Here is a 15,690-nt window from a genome sequence, read left to right as displayed (position 1 = left end):
ATAGTTAACGAAGTATAACATTAATAAGCGCAATAGAGACCGTCGCCAATAATGACAAGATACCGATTCGCTCTGCTGAACTTAATCGATTAGAGTCGATGGGCTTGAAAGGCACAACAATTGTTGAGCCAGGCTCAACATGGGGACGCGATGTAAAGAATAAAAAATTATGAGTTCGGTCCTTACGCCCGTTAGGATAATTCACGTACGCTTTACGTTGACGGGCGTTATCGGTAAACCCTCCCGCTTCGCTGATGTAATCGTTAAATGAATAATCCGCTTTGTAACTGACTGATGCCGGGTTTAGCACAGCACCTTGCACAGTAATAATTTCGGAGCGCCGGGGAATAAATAATGTATCTTCATCCTGAAGCAATAGGTTTTCTTCACCGCCTGGATCGGCGATGAGGTTGCGTAAGTCATTCCCAATCAACTGGCCTTTTCGCTTGAATTGAGCACCCGCCAAATAAGCTTCTGGCTTTAGGCCTCCAGCTCGTTGAATGATATCGCCAATTCGTTCCTGTCGGTTGTATATAACATAGTTACCCGGTTGCATCACTTCTCCATATACATTCACCTGACGTTGTTCCTCGTAATTGATTGAGGTACGGACGTAGACGATATCAAACGGCTGAAGTCGAAATGAAGCATTGTCTGCGCTACCTTCCATAGCCGTAATTTTCAAATTACGATCTATCGAAAAACGGTGTATTTCCTGCGTTGTTGTACGTACACCAACCGAGTCCTGCCGAATCCGACGGGCAACTTCAACTAAATTTGGCTTAGCGCCTTCCTGAAAGCCACCGGCATGGGCGATAAGATCCGCCACGCTCATATTAGCCACGAATTCAACCGTGTCTGGGCGATTGACAGCCCCTTCAATCGTAACGTAATAAGCCTCACGAAGATCGCGAATCGACAATACGGTCAGGCTGTCCTGGCTCTGTAAAGGTATATCAGCCACTTCGCCCCGTACTAATTTCCCTAAATCGAAGGATAGATTCTCTCGATCCATATCCGCGCGCTCGCGAATGATGGTTGCCCGGTTCGTGAAGGCGTCTTTACGAAGTCCCTCCGCTCGCGTAATTAACTGCTTGACCGTTTCTAAACCCGGCTCAAGTGCATAGTCGCCGGGCCGCATGACAGCGCCCGCTATCTGAACTCGGTTTTCGTACCGTTCGAGAATTTTACCGACGTTGTATTTGTCGCCAGCTTTTGGTACAAATGTAGCAATCTGCTCTTCAGTAATGGTCACAATGCGACGTTCGCGGGCCGTATTGCGCCGTAGCGTGATAGACGCCCGGTAGGCATCTTCGCCAAAACCACCGGCAAAACCCAGCACCGTCTTCAGCGTTTCGCCCGGTAATACTTCAAAAATAGCGGGTCGGCGCACCTGCCCGTTTAGCTCAACATGTGTTTCGTAATCGGCCACGCGGATTACGTCCTGATCCCGTAAAGGTATATTATCCCGCTGGTCAGCACGAAGAATGAAATCGTACAGGTCAAGGGTTCTGACGACGCGGTTGCCCCGTATAACCTGGATTTTCCGGAAAGACCCGGTTTCAGGATTAGGTCCACCCGCCAGATAAAGGGCATTCAGCACAGAACCCAACGATGAAATGGTATAGGTACCCGGTCGAACGACTTCACCAACCAGAATGACCCGGATACTCCGGATATTCGTTAGGCTTACATTAGCGCTGGTGCCACTTCCTGCTTTACCCAATCCCTGGTAGCCGCCCTGCCGTAATCGGGCAATGATCCGTTGCTCAGCTTGTTCAATAGTCAACCCACTAACAAAAATGGGCGCCAGATCAGGCACTTTTACGGTTCCATCCGGACTAACTTTTAAGTCAAAAGCGCCCGTCGATGCCCCAGAAATGTCCACTTTTATTTCATCGTCCGGGCCAACTACATAGTTACGGGGTGTTGCGATACGCAAGTTCGGCTCAAATGACATTTTGGCATTTTCGAACAGGGAAGCCCCAAAAACCTTTAACTTACGACTAGTATCCCTACGCATTGTGTCAGGCAGTAGTGTATCCCTGCGTACCGAAAGATCTGAAGGAAACGATCTGCCTTTGAAGCTTTCGGGTGGGAGATTATTTTGTGGCAACGAGGTCAGCGTTCGAATCTGGGCCATGCGTTTCCGCATCTTGGCTATGTCATCTAGGGTATACCCCTGCGACATAGCAGCCTGCTCAATCTGTACTTCACTTAGCCCACTTGCCTGGGCCTTCCGGTAGAAGTTTTGTACGTCCTCATCACTCAACTGATCGACCCGCGAACGGGGTTGTTGAGCTATAGCTTGGTATGATCCTGTCAATACTAACAATATGAAAACGACGTGACAGGAGCGAATTTGATGGGTAAAGCGTGACAATTTGTCCTTAAGAAACATAAACAATGGCTATTGGGCCAAAATTTGAACTGCAAAAGTAATGGATTCTCGTCAAAACACCACTTCCTTAGGATAAGGAGTGACTATCCATGAGCCTCTTAGGTTGTAGTCCCGCTGTAATGCACTAAATTTGTAGAAAAAAGTCGGTTGGTCAGTCAACAGGGACCGCCCACGTTGATCTCTACAGTAGACCATTGACGACTAATTATTAATGATACGATGATTAATCTCATAGCTAAATTTTTCGGAACCAAATCGCAACGGGATATTAAGGAACTGCTTCCCTATGTCGAGAAGGTGAATGCCGAATTTGCTCAGTTAAAAGAACTTTCCAACGACGAATTACGTCGCGTTTCGGCCGAACTTAAAGCGCATATCGCTCAGGAATTGGGCGGTATCGATGCTCAGTTGGCCGAACTTAACGACTTAGGCAGCCACGCTGACGTAGACGTTAACGAGAAGGAGCGGATTTTTAACCAGATCGATAAACTCGAAGCGGATCGGAATACCGAACTGGAACGGGTGTTACTGGATATTTTACCCCGCGCTTTTGCCGTCGTTAAAGAAACGGCCCGTCGCTTTGCTGAAAACGAGCAGCTAACTGTGACAACGACCGACTTCGACCGCGAGATCGCTTCCCGGAAGAGAAACGTTGTCATTGATGGCGATCAGGCTCACTGGGCCAACACCTGGGATGCTGCCGGAACACCCATTAAATGGGACATGGTGCATTACAACGTTCAGATTATTGGGGGTGTCGTGCTCCATCAGGGCAAAATCGCGGAGATGGCAACGGGTGAAGGAAAAACCCTCGTGGCTACGTTTCCTGCCTTCCTGAACGGTTTGGCCGGTCGGGGTGTGCACATTGTAACAGTGAACGACTACCTGGCCAAGCGTGACTCCGAGTGGATGGCTCCCTTGTTCGAGTTTCATGGCATGCGGGTAGACTGTATTGATAAGCACCAGCCTAACTCGGAACAACGGAAACAAGCTTACCTGGCCGATATTACGTACGGAACCAATAACGAATTTGGCTTCGACTATCTGCGCGACAATATGGCCCGCGAAACGGGTGAACTCGTGCAGCGGAAACACCATTACGCCATGGTCGATGAGGTTGACTCCGTCCTGATCGACGATGCCCGGACACCGCTTATTATCAGTGGCCCGGTGCCCCGTGGCGATGAGCAGGATTATATTGAACTGAAGCCCCGTGTATCCCGTCTGGTTGAAGCGCAGCGTAAATTAGTCTACGATTACCTGAACGATGCCAAGAAGAAAATTGCTGCTGGCGATGAGAAAGAGGGTGGCTTGTCGTTATTTCGGGCCTATCGCGGCTTGCCAAAACACAAACCACTTATTAAGTTTTTGAGCGAAACGGGTAACAAAGCCCTGCTGCAAAAAACAGAGTCGATCTACCTGGCCGAAAACCAGAAGCTGATGCCAGAGGCCGACGCTCCTCTGTATTTTACCATCGATGAGCGGCATAATGGCATTGACTTGACCGAGAAAGGCATTGATTACATCACTGGCTCGGGCGAAGATCCGAACTTCTTTATCCTACCCGATCTGTCCATTGACCTGAACGCGATAGATAAAGATGACGAGTTCTCGGAACAGGAGAAAATTCTGCATAAAGAATCCGTTGTTCGTGATTATGCCGTCAAAACGCAGCGTATTAATACGGTTAACCAATTACTAAAAGCGTATTGCTTGTTCGAGAAAGATACTGAGTACGTCATCATGGACGGCAAGGTGAAAATCGTCGATGAGCAAACAGGGCGGATCATGGAAGGCCGTCGGTGGTCGGATGGGTTGCACCAGGCGGTTGAAGCGAAGGAAAATGTGAAAGTTGAAGACGCCACACAGACCTACGCGACGGTTACGCTTCAGAACTACTTCCGCATGTACCACAAACGGGCGGGTATGACGGGTACGGCCGAGACCGAAGCGTCTGAATTCTGGCAGATCTACAAAATGGACGTAGTCGTTATTCCAACGAACCGGGCCATTAGCCGGGCCGACGAAGAGGACAAGGTTTACCGGTCAGTGCGCGAAAAATACAATGCCGTTGTCGATGAAATCACTAGTCTGGTCGAAAAAGGACGCCCCGTACTGGTTGGTACGACGTCGGTCGAAAACTCGGAATTATTAAGCCGCCTGCTGACGCTTCGTAAGATTCAGCACCAGGTCCTGAACGCCAAATACCACCAGCGCGAAGCCGAGATTGTTGCTTCGGCCGGTTTCCCCGGCACTGTTACGATTGCGACCAACATGGCCGGTCGTGGTACGGATATTAAACTGACGCCCGAATCGAAGGCGGCCGGTGGTCTGGCCATTATCGGTACAGAACGTCACGAGTCACGTCGGGTCGACCGGCAGTTGCGCGGACGGGCTGGTCGTCAGGGCGATCCGGGTACGTCGCAGTTTTTCGTTTCGCTCGAAGATAGCTTGATGCGCTTGTTCGGTTCGGAGCGAATTGCGAAAGTGATGGACCGGATGGGGCTGGAAGAAGGCGAAGTTATTCAGCACTCCATGATTACCAAATCGATCGAGCGCGCCCAGAAGAAAGTCGAAGAAAACAACTTCGGCATTCGGAAGCGGTTGCTGGAGTATGACGACGTGATGAACTACCAGCGTGAGGCCATCTACAAACGCCGTCGGAATGCGTTGTTTGGGGATCGTCTCCCCCTCGACATCGCCAACACGATGTATGACGTAGTGGAAGAAACGGTAAACAACGCCGAGGGTAATTACGAGGAAATAAAGCTCCAGTTGTTGACCACGCTTGGCCTTTCGCCCGCCTTAAGTGCCGATGAGTTTAACCGCCTGAAAAAGCCGGATCAAATTCGCCGATTGTATGAAGAGGCCGAAGCGAATTACCAGGCAAAAAATCAGGCTATTGCCGAGAAAGCACTGCCTGTTCTGACACAGGTGTTGGCCGATCAAGGGCATCAGATTAAAAACATCGTTGTACCCTTCTCCGATGGTATCCATGAGTTGACCGTTGTTTCGGATTTACGAAAAGCGGTTGAATCAGGAGCGCGGGAGATCGTGACCGAAATGGAAAAAGCCGTAACGCTATCGGTTATTGACCAGGAGTGGAAAGAACACCTTCGCGAAATGGACGACCTGAAGCAATCGGTACAGAACGCTGTTTTTGAGCAGAAAGACCCGTTGCTTGTCTATAAGTTCGAGTCCGTTGAGTTGTTCAAACGCTTCCTGAATAAAGTTAATTTCGACACCATCAGCTTCCTGACCAAAGCCGATATTCCGGCGCAGGATGCTGAAGAGGTACAGCAGGAGATCCGGCAGGCGCCAGTGCAGCAACGTCCGAAGCCGCAGCCACAACTCCATACGAACATGGAGGATTTTGACGACGATCATCTGGCTACCGGTCCGGAAGAATACGCCCGCCGTATGGCCGAAAATGATGCGATGGGCGCTGGAGCGCCACCGATGCCTCCCCGTCAGGCACCTATGCGCGTCGCTAAGTTAGACCGCAACGCTCGTGTCAATGTGCAATATGTTGACGGCTCCGTTAAGCGGGATGTTAAGTTCAAAACTGTTGAAAATGACGTTGTGAGTGGCAAGGCCATGTTGATTGACTAAGGTTCTTACAGCAATATAGAGAACGCCCCCTGAATATCCATTCAGGGGGCGTTCTGCCTATACGGGAGTTCGTCTTACACCATGATAGTCAATTCCTAACCACACCTGTGGCATAGCATTTGTTGAACAAGCGTGATAGCATCTACGCTGCACTTTTTGCTAAAACGAGCCGTTATTAGGGTAGTATGAATAAGGTCTTTTTATTTCTGTTCCTGGTTGGGTCATTCGCCTTCTCAATAGCTCCTGACCCTATTCGGCTCCGTTCAGAGCAGTTCCCATTTACCCCAAAAGAATTTTACATTGCCGCCGTTACCGATCAGCGCCCCGACCGTGGCCCCGTTGCCCGATTGGCTCTGGTCCTCAATCAGGCACCGCAACCCGTTGATCTGGACAAAGGCGTTGCCATTAGTCTTCATCATTTCATCGATCAGGGAGTAAGGCAGAACAAGGCGCTACGGCCCATTGCCATGCGCGTTCGCCAGTGCCGGGTGAGCGAAACCGCCGTTGGAAATCGTGTATCCGGACAGTTTTCGTTTGCCGTAACGTTCGAATTGTTGGGTAAAGATGACGCCGGTGTTACCACCAGCACCCGGCTGACTGACTATCAGGGAAGCGCGACCTACACCCGGCCGCTAGGCAATCTGGACGTTATCGAATCCACTATTCGGCAGGCAGTCGTATCGTCTTTACGCAGCCTGAACGAGTACATGAAACGAGAAAGCGGACGAAATGAGAAACTTGCCCGAAGCCTGAAAATCAACTTTATCGACGATACCCGAATTACAGACGACGATACGGTTCATTATAATACCGCCCGAAAACTAACCTGGGCCGACTTTCAGGCAGCGCCACGGCAAGGTAGTCACTATGCTGCCGAAGTGTTTACCAGTTTTTCGTACGAAGGCAAGAGCATGGTGAAAGATGGCATCATCATACTGAACCTTCAAGCCAAAGCGTATATGTTGAAACCCTCTTCCTGGGCGCGTTCGGATGCGCGTAATGCCTACGCACTGAACCATGAACAACGCCATTTCGACATTACGAAGATCATTGTCGAGCGCTTCAAGCGAAAAATTCACCCGGATAGCCTTACGCTGGAAGATTATAACAGCATTACTCAGTACCAGTTTATTGAGTCGTTTCGGGAGATGAGCAAGATGCAAACCCAGTATGATGACGAGACGAATCATAGCCTGAACCAGCCAGCTCAGGAACGCTGGAATCAAAAGATCGATGCTGAATTACGTAGCCTGGGAGTAATCAAGTGAAAAAGATCCGCGTTTTGCATGTTAGCACGGCCCACCCTGCTCATGACCCCCGAGTGGTGTTTAAACAATGCCAAACGCTTGCCGCAACATACGACGTATTTTGTGCGCTTCCCCATGCCGATGCGTCTGCTGCTCCTGACATTCGTTTCATTCGTCTGCCTTATTTTCAGCGAGTAGGTTGGCGGGTGCTGATTACCTGCCCGTTTATTTTGCTTCGCGGCCTTTGGCTGCGTCCTCGGCTTGTTCATGTATATGTGCCGGAGTTCATTCCATTTGCGTATGTATTTCGGCTCTTTGGCGCGCGGATCATTTATGAGGTACAGGAAAACCTGCACAAGAAACTACATCGGAAAGACGTCAATAAAGGCTACTGGCTGGAAAAATCATTTCGCTGGTTTGACCAGCTCGCCCGGCAGCATTTCTATTTTATTTTCACCGAACACGGCTACGTAAGCACCTATTCTGGGCTAGCGAAGCCTCATGTTATCCTCTACAATTACCCACTTCTTTCTTTTCTCAAACCGTTTCAAATTCCTTACAACCCGAGTCGGGAAGAGCCATCGTTTTTCTACATTGGCTTACTTAGTTTTGACCGGGCAATCGACACACTCGTTGCCAGCTTGGCAAAATTGAAAATAACACACCCCCGGTTTATTGTCCATCTGTTTGGCCGGCGTACCTTTACAGTCGATAAACTGGAGAAACTGACTGATTACGACTTGGTACGGAGTCATCTTTGTTTTTATGGCTACACCGACCAGCGTGCTGCTTTTCCCTACGCTGCCCAGGCAACGGCTGGATTGGCGTTACTCAAACCGGTTGGTGATTATCCAGAATCCTATACAACAAAATTGTTTGAATATATGGCCCTGGGCCTCCCCGTCGTTACATCCGACTTTCCTCTTTATCGTGCTATTGTTGATCGACATAAATGCGGCTTTTGCGTTTCACCTTATGACCCGGTACAGGTGGCTGATGCACTCGCTTATTTGATTGAGCATCCCGACGAAGCCCGCTCCATGGGACAACGCGGACAACAAGCTGTGCAACAACTTTATAATTGGACGAGCGAAGCTAAAAAGCTACTTCAGTTTTATGAACAGGTAATTCATACAAACTAGTTAGTGAATCTGACTTACTTTTACATAAAAAATCAAATACGTTATAGTATTGTTCTAATGAGCAATACCACGTTTTCCCGGAAGGATTTAACTTTAAGGCCTAATTCAGGTTATACCTGGATTAGCCCTACTTATTTGGCCTGATGTACATACATGCAGTAAGCCATTATCTGCCCTCGCAGGTAGTCGGCAATGAACATTTTACGCAGCTCAATGGTCTGTCCAGCGAGTGGATTATCGAGCGAACAGGAATTGTGGAGCGACGCAAAGCCGCTCCCGGCGAGAACTCAAATACCATGACGGTTGACGTCGTTCAACGACTCATGGAAAAAGCCGACCTGACCAATATTGATTTAATTGTAGGAGGTACCTATACGCCTTACGATACCATTGTCTCGATTGCTCACGAAGCGCAGCACTACCTGGGCATTGCCGACATTCCAGTCGTTTCCATTTCAACCGCCTGTTCGTCATTATTAAATGCGATTGAAGTGGTCGAGGGCTATTTTGCGCTTAACAAAGCGAGCCGTGCTTTGGTCATTGTATCGGAACACAATACGCTGTACTACAACGAAACCGATACTATCTCAGGGCATTTGTGGGGCGATGGAGCAGCCGCATTGCTGATCACCAAAGAACGGCAGAGTGAAGGTGATTTCGCAATTAAAGCCTTGCAAACCGGTGGGGCAGCGCATACACCCAAAGCGACGACAGGCGTAATGATGAAACCCGCCGATGGGGGCGTTACAATGCCACACGGCCGCGATGTGTTTATTAACGCTTGCGTATACATGCCCAAAGCCAGTTTACAGGTAATCGAGCAGTGCGGCCTGGAGCTTGCCGATGTGGATTATATTCTGCCTCACCAGGCCAATCTTCGCATCTCGCGCAATGTGATGAAAACATTGGGCTTACCTGAAGAAAAGCTGATTTCAAACATTCAGCGATATGGCAATACGGGTTGCGCTGGTTGCGCCATTGCTCTTTCGGAGCGGTGGGACAGTTTCCAGAAAGGTGAGCGTATCGTTATTACGGTCTTTGGAGGAGGATATTCTTTTGGGGCTATGCTAGTGGAAGTATAGAACCATACTATTTACAAGTCAAAAAGTCGAAAGTGGCTGACGTGTTAGGATTCATCCTGCGTCAGCCACTTTCGACTTTTTGACTTGTAAACGTATGGCTTTACTGCTTATTGGGCTTCGGCCCGCCAGGTGTTGTTCTTGCTGTTGACATCCGGTAGCAGTTGATCAGGATCAACAACCACTGTTTTTAACGACGATGTCGAGTTGTATTTGAACGTCCAGGTTCCACCGCGCTGCCAAACTTCGATGGGTAAATTTACCCGGCCTTTTTTTCCATTGCTTTCCGTCACTTCAATCGTGACTGGCATGGCCAGCTTATCCAGGTTTTCGATTGAAATCAGCGATCCTTTATCGGCGGCCCCATCAACATATTTTACATCGCGTACGCCCTGATCGAGTTTCCAGGTTTCGTAGAAGTAGCCCCGCCAGAACCAGCCTAAATCCTCACCGGCTCCATCTTCAATACTCCGGAAAAAGTCATAAGGCGTTGGGTGTTTGAAAGCCCAGCGGCTCACGTAATTCTTGAAAGCAAAGTCGAACCGATCGGGTCCCAGAATGACCTCACGAAGTAGTTTCAGGCCCATGCCCGGCTTGTAGTAGGCCAGTATGCCCAACGCCCGTGGCTGTTGCACATCGGGAATGGTCATGATGGGTTCAGCAGGATAAAAAAGAGCTGGTGCAATGTCGTGCATCGTTCCCCGCTCCCGGTTATACTCGCCTTTGTTGAAGTTAGCGGTGGAGAGCGTATTGATAAAGGTATTAAAGCCTTCATCCATCCAAGGGAATTTACGCTCGTTGTTACCCACAATCATCGGGAACCAGTTGTGGCCAAACTCGTGGTCAGTCACACCCCAGAGAGCATCCTTTTTGTCCTTATGATCGCAGAAAACGATGCCGGGGTATTCCATACCGCCCACAATACCCGCCACGTTGGTCGCTACGGGGTAGCTGAACTCATACAGGTATTTAGAATAAAACTCAAGACAGCCCTTTACATACTCTGTAGAACGTCCCCAGGAATCGTTGGTCGCACTTTCGACGGGATAAACCGATTGCGCAAGGGCAGGCTTGCCACTGGGCAGATTCATTTTTGCCGCATCCCATACAAACGCTTTCGACGAAGCCCAGGCTACATCGCGGCTGTTCTGGCAACGAAATTTCCAGGTTAAGGTACCTGATTTTTTCGGACGGCTGTTGGGGTTGTTCACCTCATCTTTCCCCCGGATGATCACCGTTTGATCGCTCTTACGCGCCTGATCCAGGCGCTTCAGTTGTTCGGCGGTAAGCACTTCATTCGGGTTCAGCAATTCACCCGAACCAACCACAATGTGATCCCAGGGTGCGGTTATCGTGTATTCATAATCGCCATAGTCGAGGTAAAACTCACCTGCGCCCAGATAAGGCAGTACGTTCCAGCCTTCTATATCATCATAGACGCACATGCGTGGATACCACTGGGCTATTTCGTAAATAATGCCATCTTTCCGTTTCAACTGACCCATGCGATCAGACCCATATTCCGGAATTTTAAACGAATAGGCAATTTTTATTTTCACGACATCGCCATTTGGTTTTACGGGCTCTGCCAGACGGATTTGCATACGCGTATCGGTAATGGTGAAAGGCATCGCCGAAAACTTGCCCTTTCCCTCTTCAACCGTCACGCTCGAAATGGTCAATCCACCCGCAAACCCCAGGTTTCCAAATCGCCCACCCGAAACAGGTGTCGTTTTCGAGGCCCGTGAGGTATCACTAAAAGCATTCTGATCCAGTTGCAGCCATAGGTAGGCCAATGATTCGGGCGAGTTATTCTTGTACGTAATGGTTACGTCGCCGGTGATGGTGTTTTGCTGATCATCGAGCGCGACATTGATCTGGTAATCCGACCGATTTTGCCAATATCGGGGGCCGGGAGCACCGCTGCCGGTACGATAGTCGTTACCGGGTTGCATATTGAATAACGGATGAAACAGCGCTAGCGGATCATATTTTGACCCCGGAACGGAAGTCGATGAAGGTGCAGTTTGAGCGAAGGACATTACACTTAATGCCCATAATCCTGCCCAGAGAGCGATTTTTTTCATGAATAGTTAAATACGGACTTTATAATAAACAAATAACGGTATAAAGCCCCGAAATCGGGTAATTCTTAGAGAGATAGGCGTAGATTGAGGCCGTGATGAATAACTAAAAAGGCAAACAAACCGAGCCAGAGTATATCAACAAAGTGCCAGTACAATGAAATTAACCTGATTTTTAACCAGTTCGGCGGATTGACACTGTATACAAATGAGTCGACATAGAGCCGACGGCGCATGGCTTCGACCAGCAGAATGGCTAAGAAGATAAGACCGATTACGATGTGGAGCAGGTGAATACCCGAAATAATATATACAAACCCACCAGCCGGGTTTCCTTTCAGTTCGATACCCATCTGGGTCATCTGGCGCCATCCCCAGGCCTGGAGGATAACGAACAGAATACCCAGCCCAAAGGTGGTGGCAATATTGGCGCGATACGTACCAAACCGCTCATGTCGAAACGCCTGAATGGCGTTTTTTAGCGTCAGGCTACTTAGCAAAATAACCCCTGTGCTAACCAGAAATACATTCGGTAGCTTCGTAGCCACCCAGCCCGGCCCCGTTTGGCGAACGACATAAGCGACCAGCAGTATTGTAAACAACAGCACGCTGCTGGCGATGCCCAACCACACCATAAAGCGGAACGGCTCCCGCCGTTTCGTTATCATATTACTCATAGGGTCGGTATGTGGCTTGTCGTCCGGAATTCGCAATTTTCAGCAGGGCAAAACGACAAACACTAAACTATTTTATAGCTTTCCTTCCCAAACGCGGTAAGTTGAAAATTGGTTTGGTATAAGTATTGGCGCATTAAAAATACCGTAGACGGTTGACCCAGACCCGCTCATACTGGCATAAACAGCCCCTGCCTCGTAAAGTTGCTGCTTAATCTGCCCAAGAATTGGGTAAGCAGGAAAGAGGCTATCTTCGAAATCATTATGAATGGTTGTATGCCAATGATCAATGGGCGCCACCAACTGATCGTGTAGCGAAACGTCGGTTTTTCGGGGCTTTACACCAGCATAAGCTTCGGCGGTCGAAATAGCCAGATTGGGGTAAATAAGTAAGATGTGATAACCACTGAGGCTAACGCCAATTTCTGAGAAGACGTCCCCTTTCCCGGTACAGTACAAAGGGCGATTCTGAATAAAAAACGCACAATCGCTCCCGAGCAGCCGGGCATAATCTTCCAATTGGGCTATACTAAGTTGCAAGCGAAACTGATCATTCAGTAGCTTCAGCGTAAAGGCCGCATCAGCCGAACCACCGCCCAGCCCTGCACCAATAGGGACAATTTTGTGAAGGTGCATCTGAACAGGAGGCAGCTCGAAATCAGCCTTCAACAGGTTATACGCCTTAACGCACAAATTATGACTTAGACTACCAGGAATGGACAACCCACTATCCGTGAAGCGAAACTCAGGAGCGGGTATTATTTCCAGAATATCACCCCACCGAACTGGATAAAAACACGACTCCAGATTATGAAAGCCATCGGAACGTTTCTCCGTAATTCGTAAGCCGATGTTGATTTTACAGGCAGGAAAGGTTAACAAGAATGATAAAAGATAAAGGATGAATGATTACCAGAGTAGCACATAGCTAACACGCCCTCAACGCTTCGACTAACAATATCATTCATCATTTTTAACGCACTTATTTTATTTCCACTACCCGAAACTCCGTTCTGCGGTTACGCTGGTGTTCGGCATCGGTACAAATAACACCGTCAGTGCAGTTATTCACCAGCTGCGATTCGCCCATACCCAGCGTCGACATACGGCGTCGGCTAATGCCTTTCGACACCAGGTAATTGGCAACGGCTTTGGCGCGTTGCAGCGATAGGGCTTTGTTATGTTCTGCCTCACCCCGGCTGTCGGTATGGGAGCGAATTTCAATGATCAGGGAAGGATATTTACGCATGGTTGCCACGACTTTATCCAGCTCGCGGGCGGCATCGGCTCGCAGACTGAAACGGTCGAGATCGTAATAAATGTTATCAATTGTAACTACATCACCAACGCTCAACATGCGCAAGTCGGCCGAAACCTCTTTGGGTTTCGTCTTTTTAGGCAACCGTTTGATTCGGTTTGTATTCGTTCCAAACGCTGGCTTAGAGGCCACAAGCGTGTAATCGCAGCCCTCGACCACGTTAAAGGTATAACGTCCATCGGGGCCCGTTACGTACTCTCGTAGAGAACGATCGCACTCGTTCCGAAGCCGGACAGTTACTCCATCTATCGGTTTTCGATCTCGGGCGCTCATCACTACACCGCTTATGCGCGACTGGGTTAAGGGGCCAGCGTTGATGGCATTGTCGGTCGCAATAGTATCCATGACGACGGTTGGCTTTATAAGCCCAATTTCCAGTCGGCTGGGCTGGTCATCGGTTAAAGATGTTGTGGTAAAACCTACTGTACTATTGATATATCCATCCCGGCTAGCCTGAAAGGTAAACGCATTATTGCCTTCCAGACAGATGCGCATGAATCCATTGGCGTCACTAACTAAGGTACGATCCGGTCGGCCTTCGCCCCGCGATTTAATCAGCACCGTCACGCTGTCCAGGGGCTGTTCCGAATTGGTGTCATACAGGCGTATGGTCAGGTCGCGGCACCCAAACAGCGAACTTTCCCGCACAAAACGGTAAATGTCATCATTGCCATTACGCCGGTTGCTGCTGAAGTAGCCACCCTGCCTACTGGCATCGGTTATGAAGCCAAAATCGTCCTGCTCGGAGTTAATGGGCGCATCGAGGTGCTCGACGGCTTGTACGGTTACCGCATCCGACAAGGTCGCAAAAAACACGTCTAATGCACCAAGGCCTTTGCGGCCATCCGATGAGAAATACAGATTTCCGTTGTCATCAACAAAAGGAAATAACTCGTTTCCTCTTGTATTAATAGTCGGCCCTAAATTGACTGGTCGGCCCCATCGGCCATTTTGATACCGGCTTACATACAAATCCGTACCTCCCGAACCACCTGGCATATCCGAAGCAAAGTAAAGATACTGCTCATCGCGGCTTAACGTTGGGTGACCAACCGAGTACTCGTCATTATTGAAGGGCAATTCTTCAATGTTCATCCAGGAGCCGTTTTGCTGAGTCGCCGTGTATAGCTTAAGCTTATTTACACCGGTGGTACTTTTACTGGCGCGGCCATTGTTGTAGTTGTTGCGCGTAAAAATTATGCGCGACCCATCCCGCGAGAAGGTAGCCGGGCCTTCATGATATTTTGTATTTAGTGTCTTGCTAAACTGTTTTGCCGGATCAACACTCTGATCCTGATAACCCAGGCCTTCGGAGATGTTGATACCCTCATAGAAATTCGGAACGGTGCGCGAATCATTGGCCGTTGGCCGGGAGTAGTTATCCTGCCCCACCACGTATTGAGTTTTGGAGCGGGTATCCGGCGCTTTGCTAACGCTGCCATCCGCATTAATGATGCTGGCAACCTTCAGGTTATTTCGATTCGGCGCATAAAATAAATCGAGGTAACCAGAGCCGCCCCCACTACCTGTGGTTTCGATGGTTGCGCCCCCTTTTTTACCAGCTACGTACACGAGCCCATCCTGATAAAACGCCGGACTAAACTCTTCACCCTGTGAATTTAAGTCCAGATACTCAAGCCGATAGCGAACGGCGTCTTTTCTTGTGCCCGCTACCGGCCCGGTTGGCATTGCCCGTTCAGGCTGCTTTGCTTTTACCTGCAGGTAGCGCTCGTACTGCTTCTGCCCCTCCTGAAGCTTACCATTTTTGACTAATGTCTGGGCAAATTCCAGTATCTGTTGTGGACTTTCCTCAGCGCTATTGGCAGCCGCTTCCCGAAAGAACCGCTCGGCTTTCTGCGTATCGCCTACTTGCTGATAAGCCGATGCCAGGCCACTCTGTATAGCAAATCGCTGTGTATTGGTAAGTTTGGTATCATACTCGTTCAAGAGTTCCGAGTACGCTTCAATGGCACGCCCATACGCTTTATAGCTGAGCAGTCGATTAGCCTGCTGCAGCAAAGAGTCTGTCTGTGCCCAAGCCGTTAACGAGCTTAGCCACAGCAATCCTCCCAAAATTAGTACTCTCCAGTTCTTATTCATTTGTGACGTTATGCCATGCCGTTAAGGCGCTAT

General features: G+C 49.2%; 9 protein-coding genes. 4 read left to right on the top strand and 5 right to left on the bottom strand.

Annotated features, from left to right (window positions below; genetic code table 11):
• Window positions 1–4 precede the first annotated feature (4 nt).
• A complete protein-coding gene (locus SD10_RS00505) occupies window positions 5–2,401 on the bottom strand; it encodes an SLBB domain-containing protein (RefSeq protein ID WP_046375195.1) in 2,397 nt (798 codons plus the stop codon).
• Between the two features lie 219 nt (window positions 2,402–2,620).
• Here SD10_RS00505 and secA point away from each other — a divergent pair, with 219 nt between their 5' ends.
• From secA to SD10_RS00485, 4 genes are all read left to right on the top strand, one after another.
• Complete coding sequence (secA, locus tag SD10_RS00500; protein ID WP_046375194.1) at window positions 2,621–6,013, top strand: preprotein translocase subunit SecA; 3,393 nt, start codon at window positions 2,621–2,623, stop codon at window positions 6,011–6,013.
• A 185-nt stretch (window positions 6,014–6,198) separates the two neighbouring features.
• Window positions 6,199–7,281 (top strand): hypothetical protein, encoded by a 1,083-nt coding sequence (locus SD10_RS00495; protein ID WP_046375193.1) that lies wholly within the window; start codon window positions 6,199–6,201, stop codon window positions 7,279–7,281.
• Window positions 7,278–8,402 carry a glycosyltransferase gene (locus SD10_RS00490; protein ID WP_046375192.1) on the top strand — a complete coding sequence of 375 codons (1,125 nt, stop codon included), beginning with the start codon at window positions 7,278–7,280 and terminating at the stop codon, window positions 8,400–8,402. Before SD10_RS00495 ends, SD10_RS00490 begins: the two co-directional genes overlap by 4 nt.
• 143 nt (window positions 8,403–8,545) lie before the next feature.
• Window positions 8,546–9,484 carry a 3-oxoacyl-ACP synthase III family protein gene (locus tag SD10_RS00485; RefSeq protein WP_046375191.1) on the top strand — a complete coding sequence of 313 codons (939 nt, stop codon included), beginning with the start codon at window positions 8,546–8,548 and terminating at the stop codon, window positions 9,482–9,484.
• Window positions 9,485–9,591: 107 nt separating this feature from the next.
• On the opposite strand, the gene SD10_RS00480 is transcribed toward SD10_RS00485, so the two are convergent.
• The 4 genes from SD10_RS00480 to SD10_RS00465 form a co-directional block, all read right to left on the bottom strand.
• The gene (locus tag SD10_RS00480) at window positions 9,592–11,568 is read right to left on the bottom strand and encodes a M1 family metallopeptidase (protein ID WP_046375190.1); all 1,977 of its coding nucleotides are present in this window, start codon (window positions 11,566–11,568) and stop codon (window positions 9,592–9,594) included.
• 65 nt (window positions 11,569–11,633) lie between these two features.
• Complete coding sequence (locus SD10_RS00475) at window positions 11,634–12,242, bottom strand: cytochrome c oxidase subunit 3 (protein ID WP_046375189.1); 609 nt, start codon at window positions 12,240–12,242, stop codon at window positions 11,634–11,636.
• 72 nt (window positions 12,243–12,314) lie between these two features.
• Window positions 12,315–13,121, bottom strand: a complete 807-nt coding sequence (gene ispE, locus SD10_RS00470) for a 4-(cytidine 5'-diphospho)-2-C-methyl-D-erythritol kinase (protein WP_046375188.1) — start codon at window positions 13,119–13,121, stop codon at window positions 12,315–12,317.
• A 100-nt stretch (window positions 13,122–13,221) separates the two neighbouring features.
• Window positions 13,222–15,657, bottom strand: a complete 2,436-nt coding sequence (locus SD10_RS00465; protein ID WP_046375187.1) for an OmpA family protein — start codon at window positions 15,655–15,657, stop codon at window positions 13,222–13,224.
• Between the last annotated feature and the right edge of the window lie 33 nt (window positions 15,658–15,690).

This window comes from Spirosoma radiotolerans (assembly GCF_000974425.1).
Taxonomy (GTDB): domain Bacteria; phylum Bacteroidota; class Bacteroidia; order Cytophagales; family Spirosomataceae; genus Spirosoma; species Spirosoma radiotolerans.
The sequence above is the reverse complement of the archived record's forward strand: the minus strand, read 5'-3'. Positions and strand labels throughout refer to the sequence as shown.

Excerpts from the sequence above, each read along its gene's own strand:
- SD10_RS00505 (WP_046375195.1), bottom strand. The coding sequence starts at position 2,401 with ATGTTTCTTAAGGACAAATTGTCACGCTTTACCCATCAAATTCGCTCC.
- secA (WP_046375194.1), top strand. The coding sequence starts at position 2,621 with ATGATTAATCTCATAGCTAAATTTTTCGGAACCAAATCGCAACGGGAT.
- SD10_RS00495 (WP_046375193.1), top strand. The coding sequence starts at position 6,199 with ATGAATAAGGTCTTTTTATTTCTGTTCCTGGTTGGGTCATTCGCCTTC.
- SD10_RS00485 (WP_046375191.1), top strand. The coding sequence starts at position 8,546 with ATGTACATACATGCAGTAAGCCATTATCTGCCCTCGCAGGTAGTCGGC.
- SD10_RS00480 (WP_046375190.1), bottom strand. The coding sequence starts at position 11,568 with ATGAAAAAAATCGCTCTCTGGGCAGGATTATGGGCATTAAGTGTAATG.
- SD10_RS00475 (WP_046375189.1), bottom strand. The coding sequence starts at position 12,242 with ATGAGTAATATGATAACGAAACGGCGGGAGCCGTTCCGCTTTATGGTG.
- SD10_RS00465 (WP_046375187.1), bottom strand. The coding sequence starts at position 15,657 with ATGAATAAGAACTGGAGAGTACTAATTTTGGGAGGATTGCTGTGGCTA.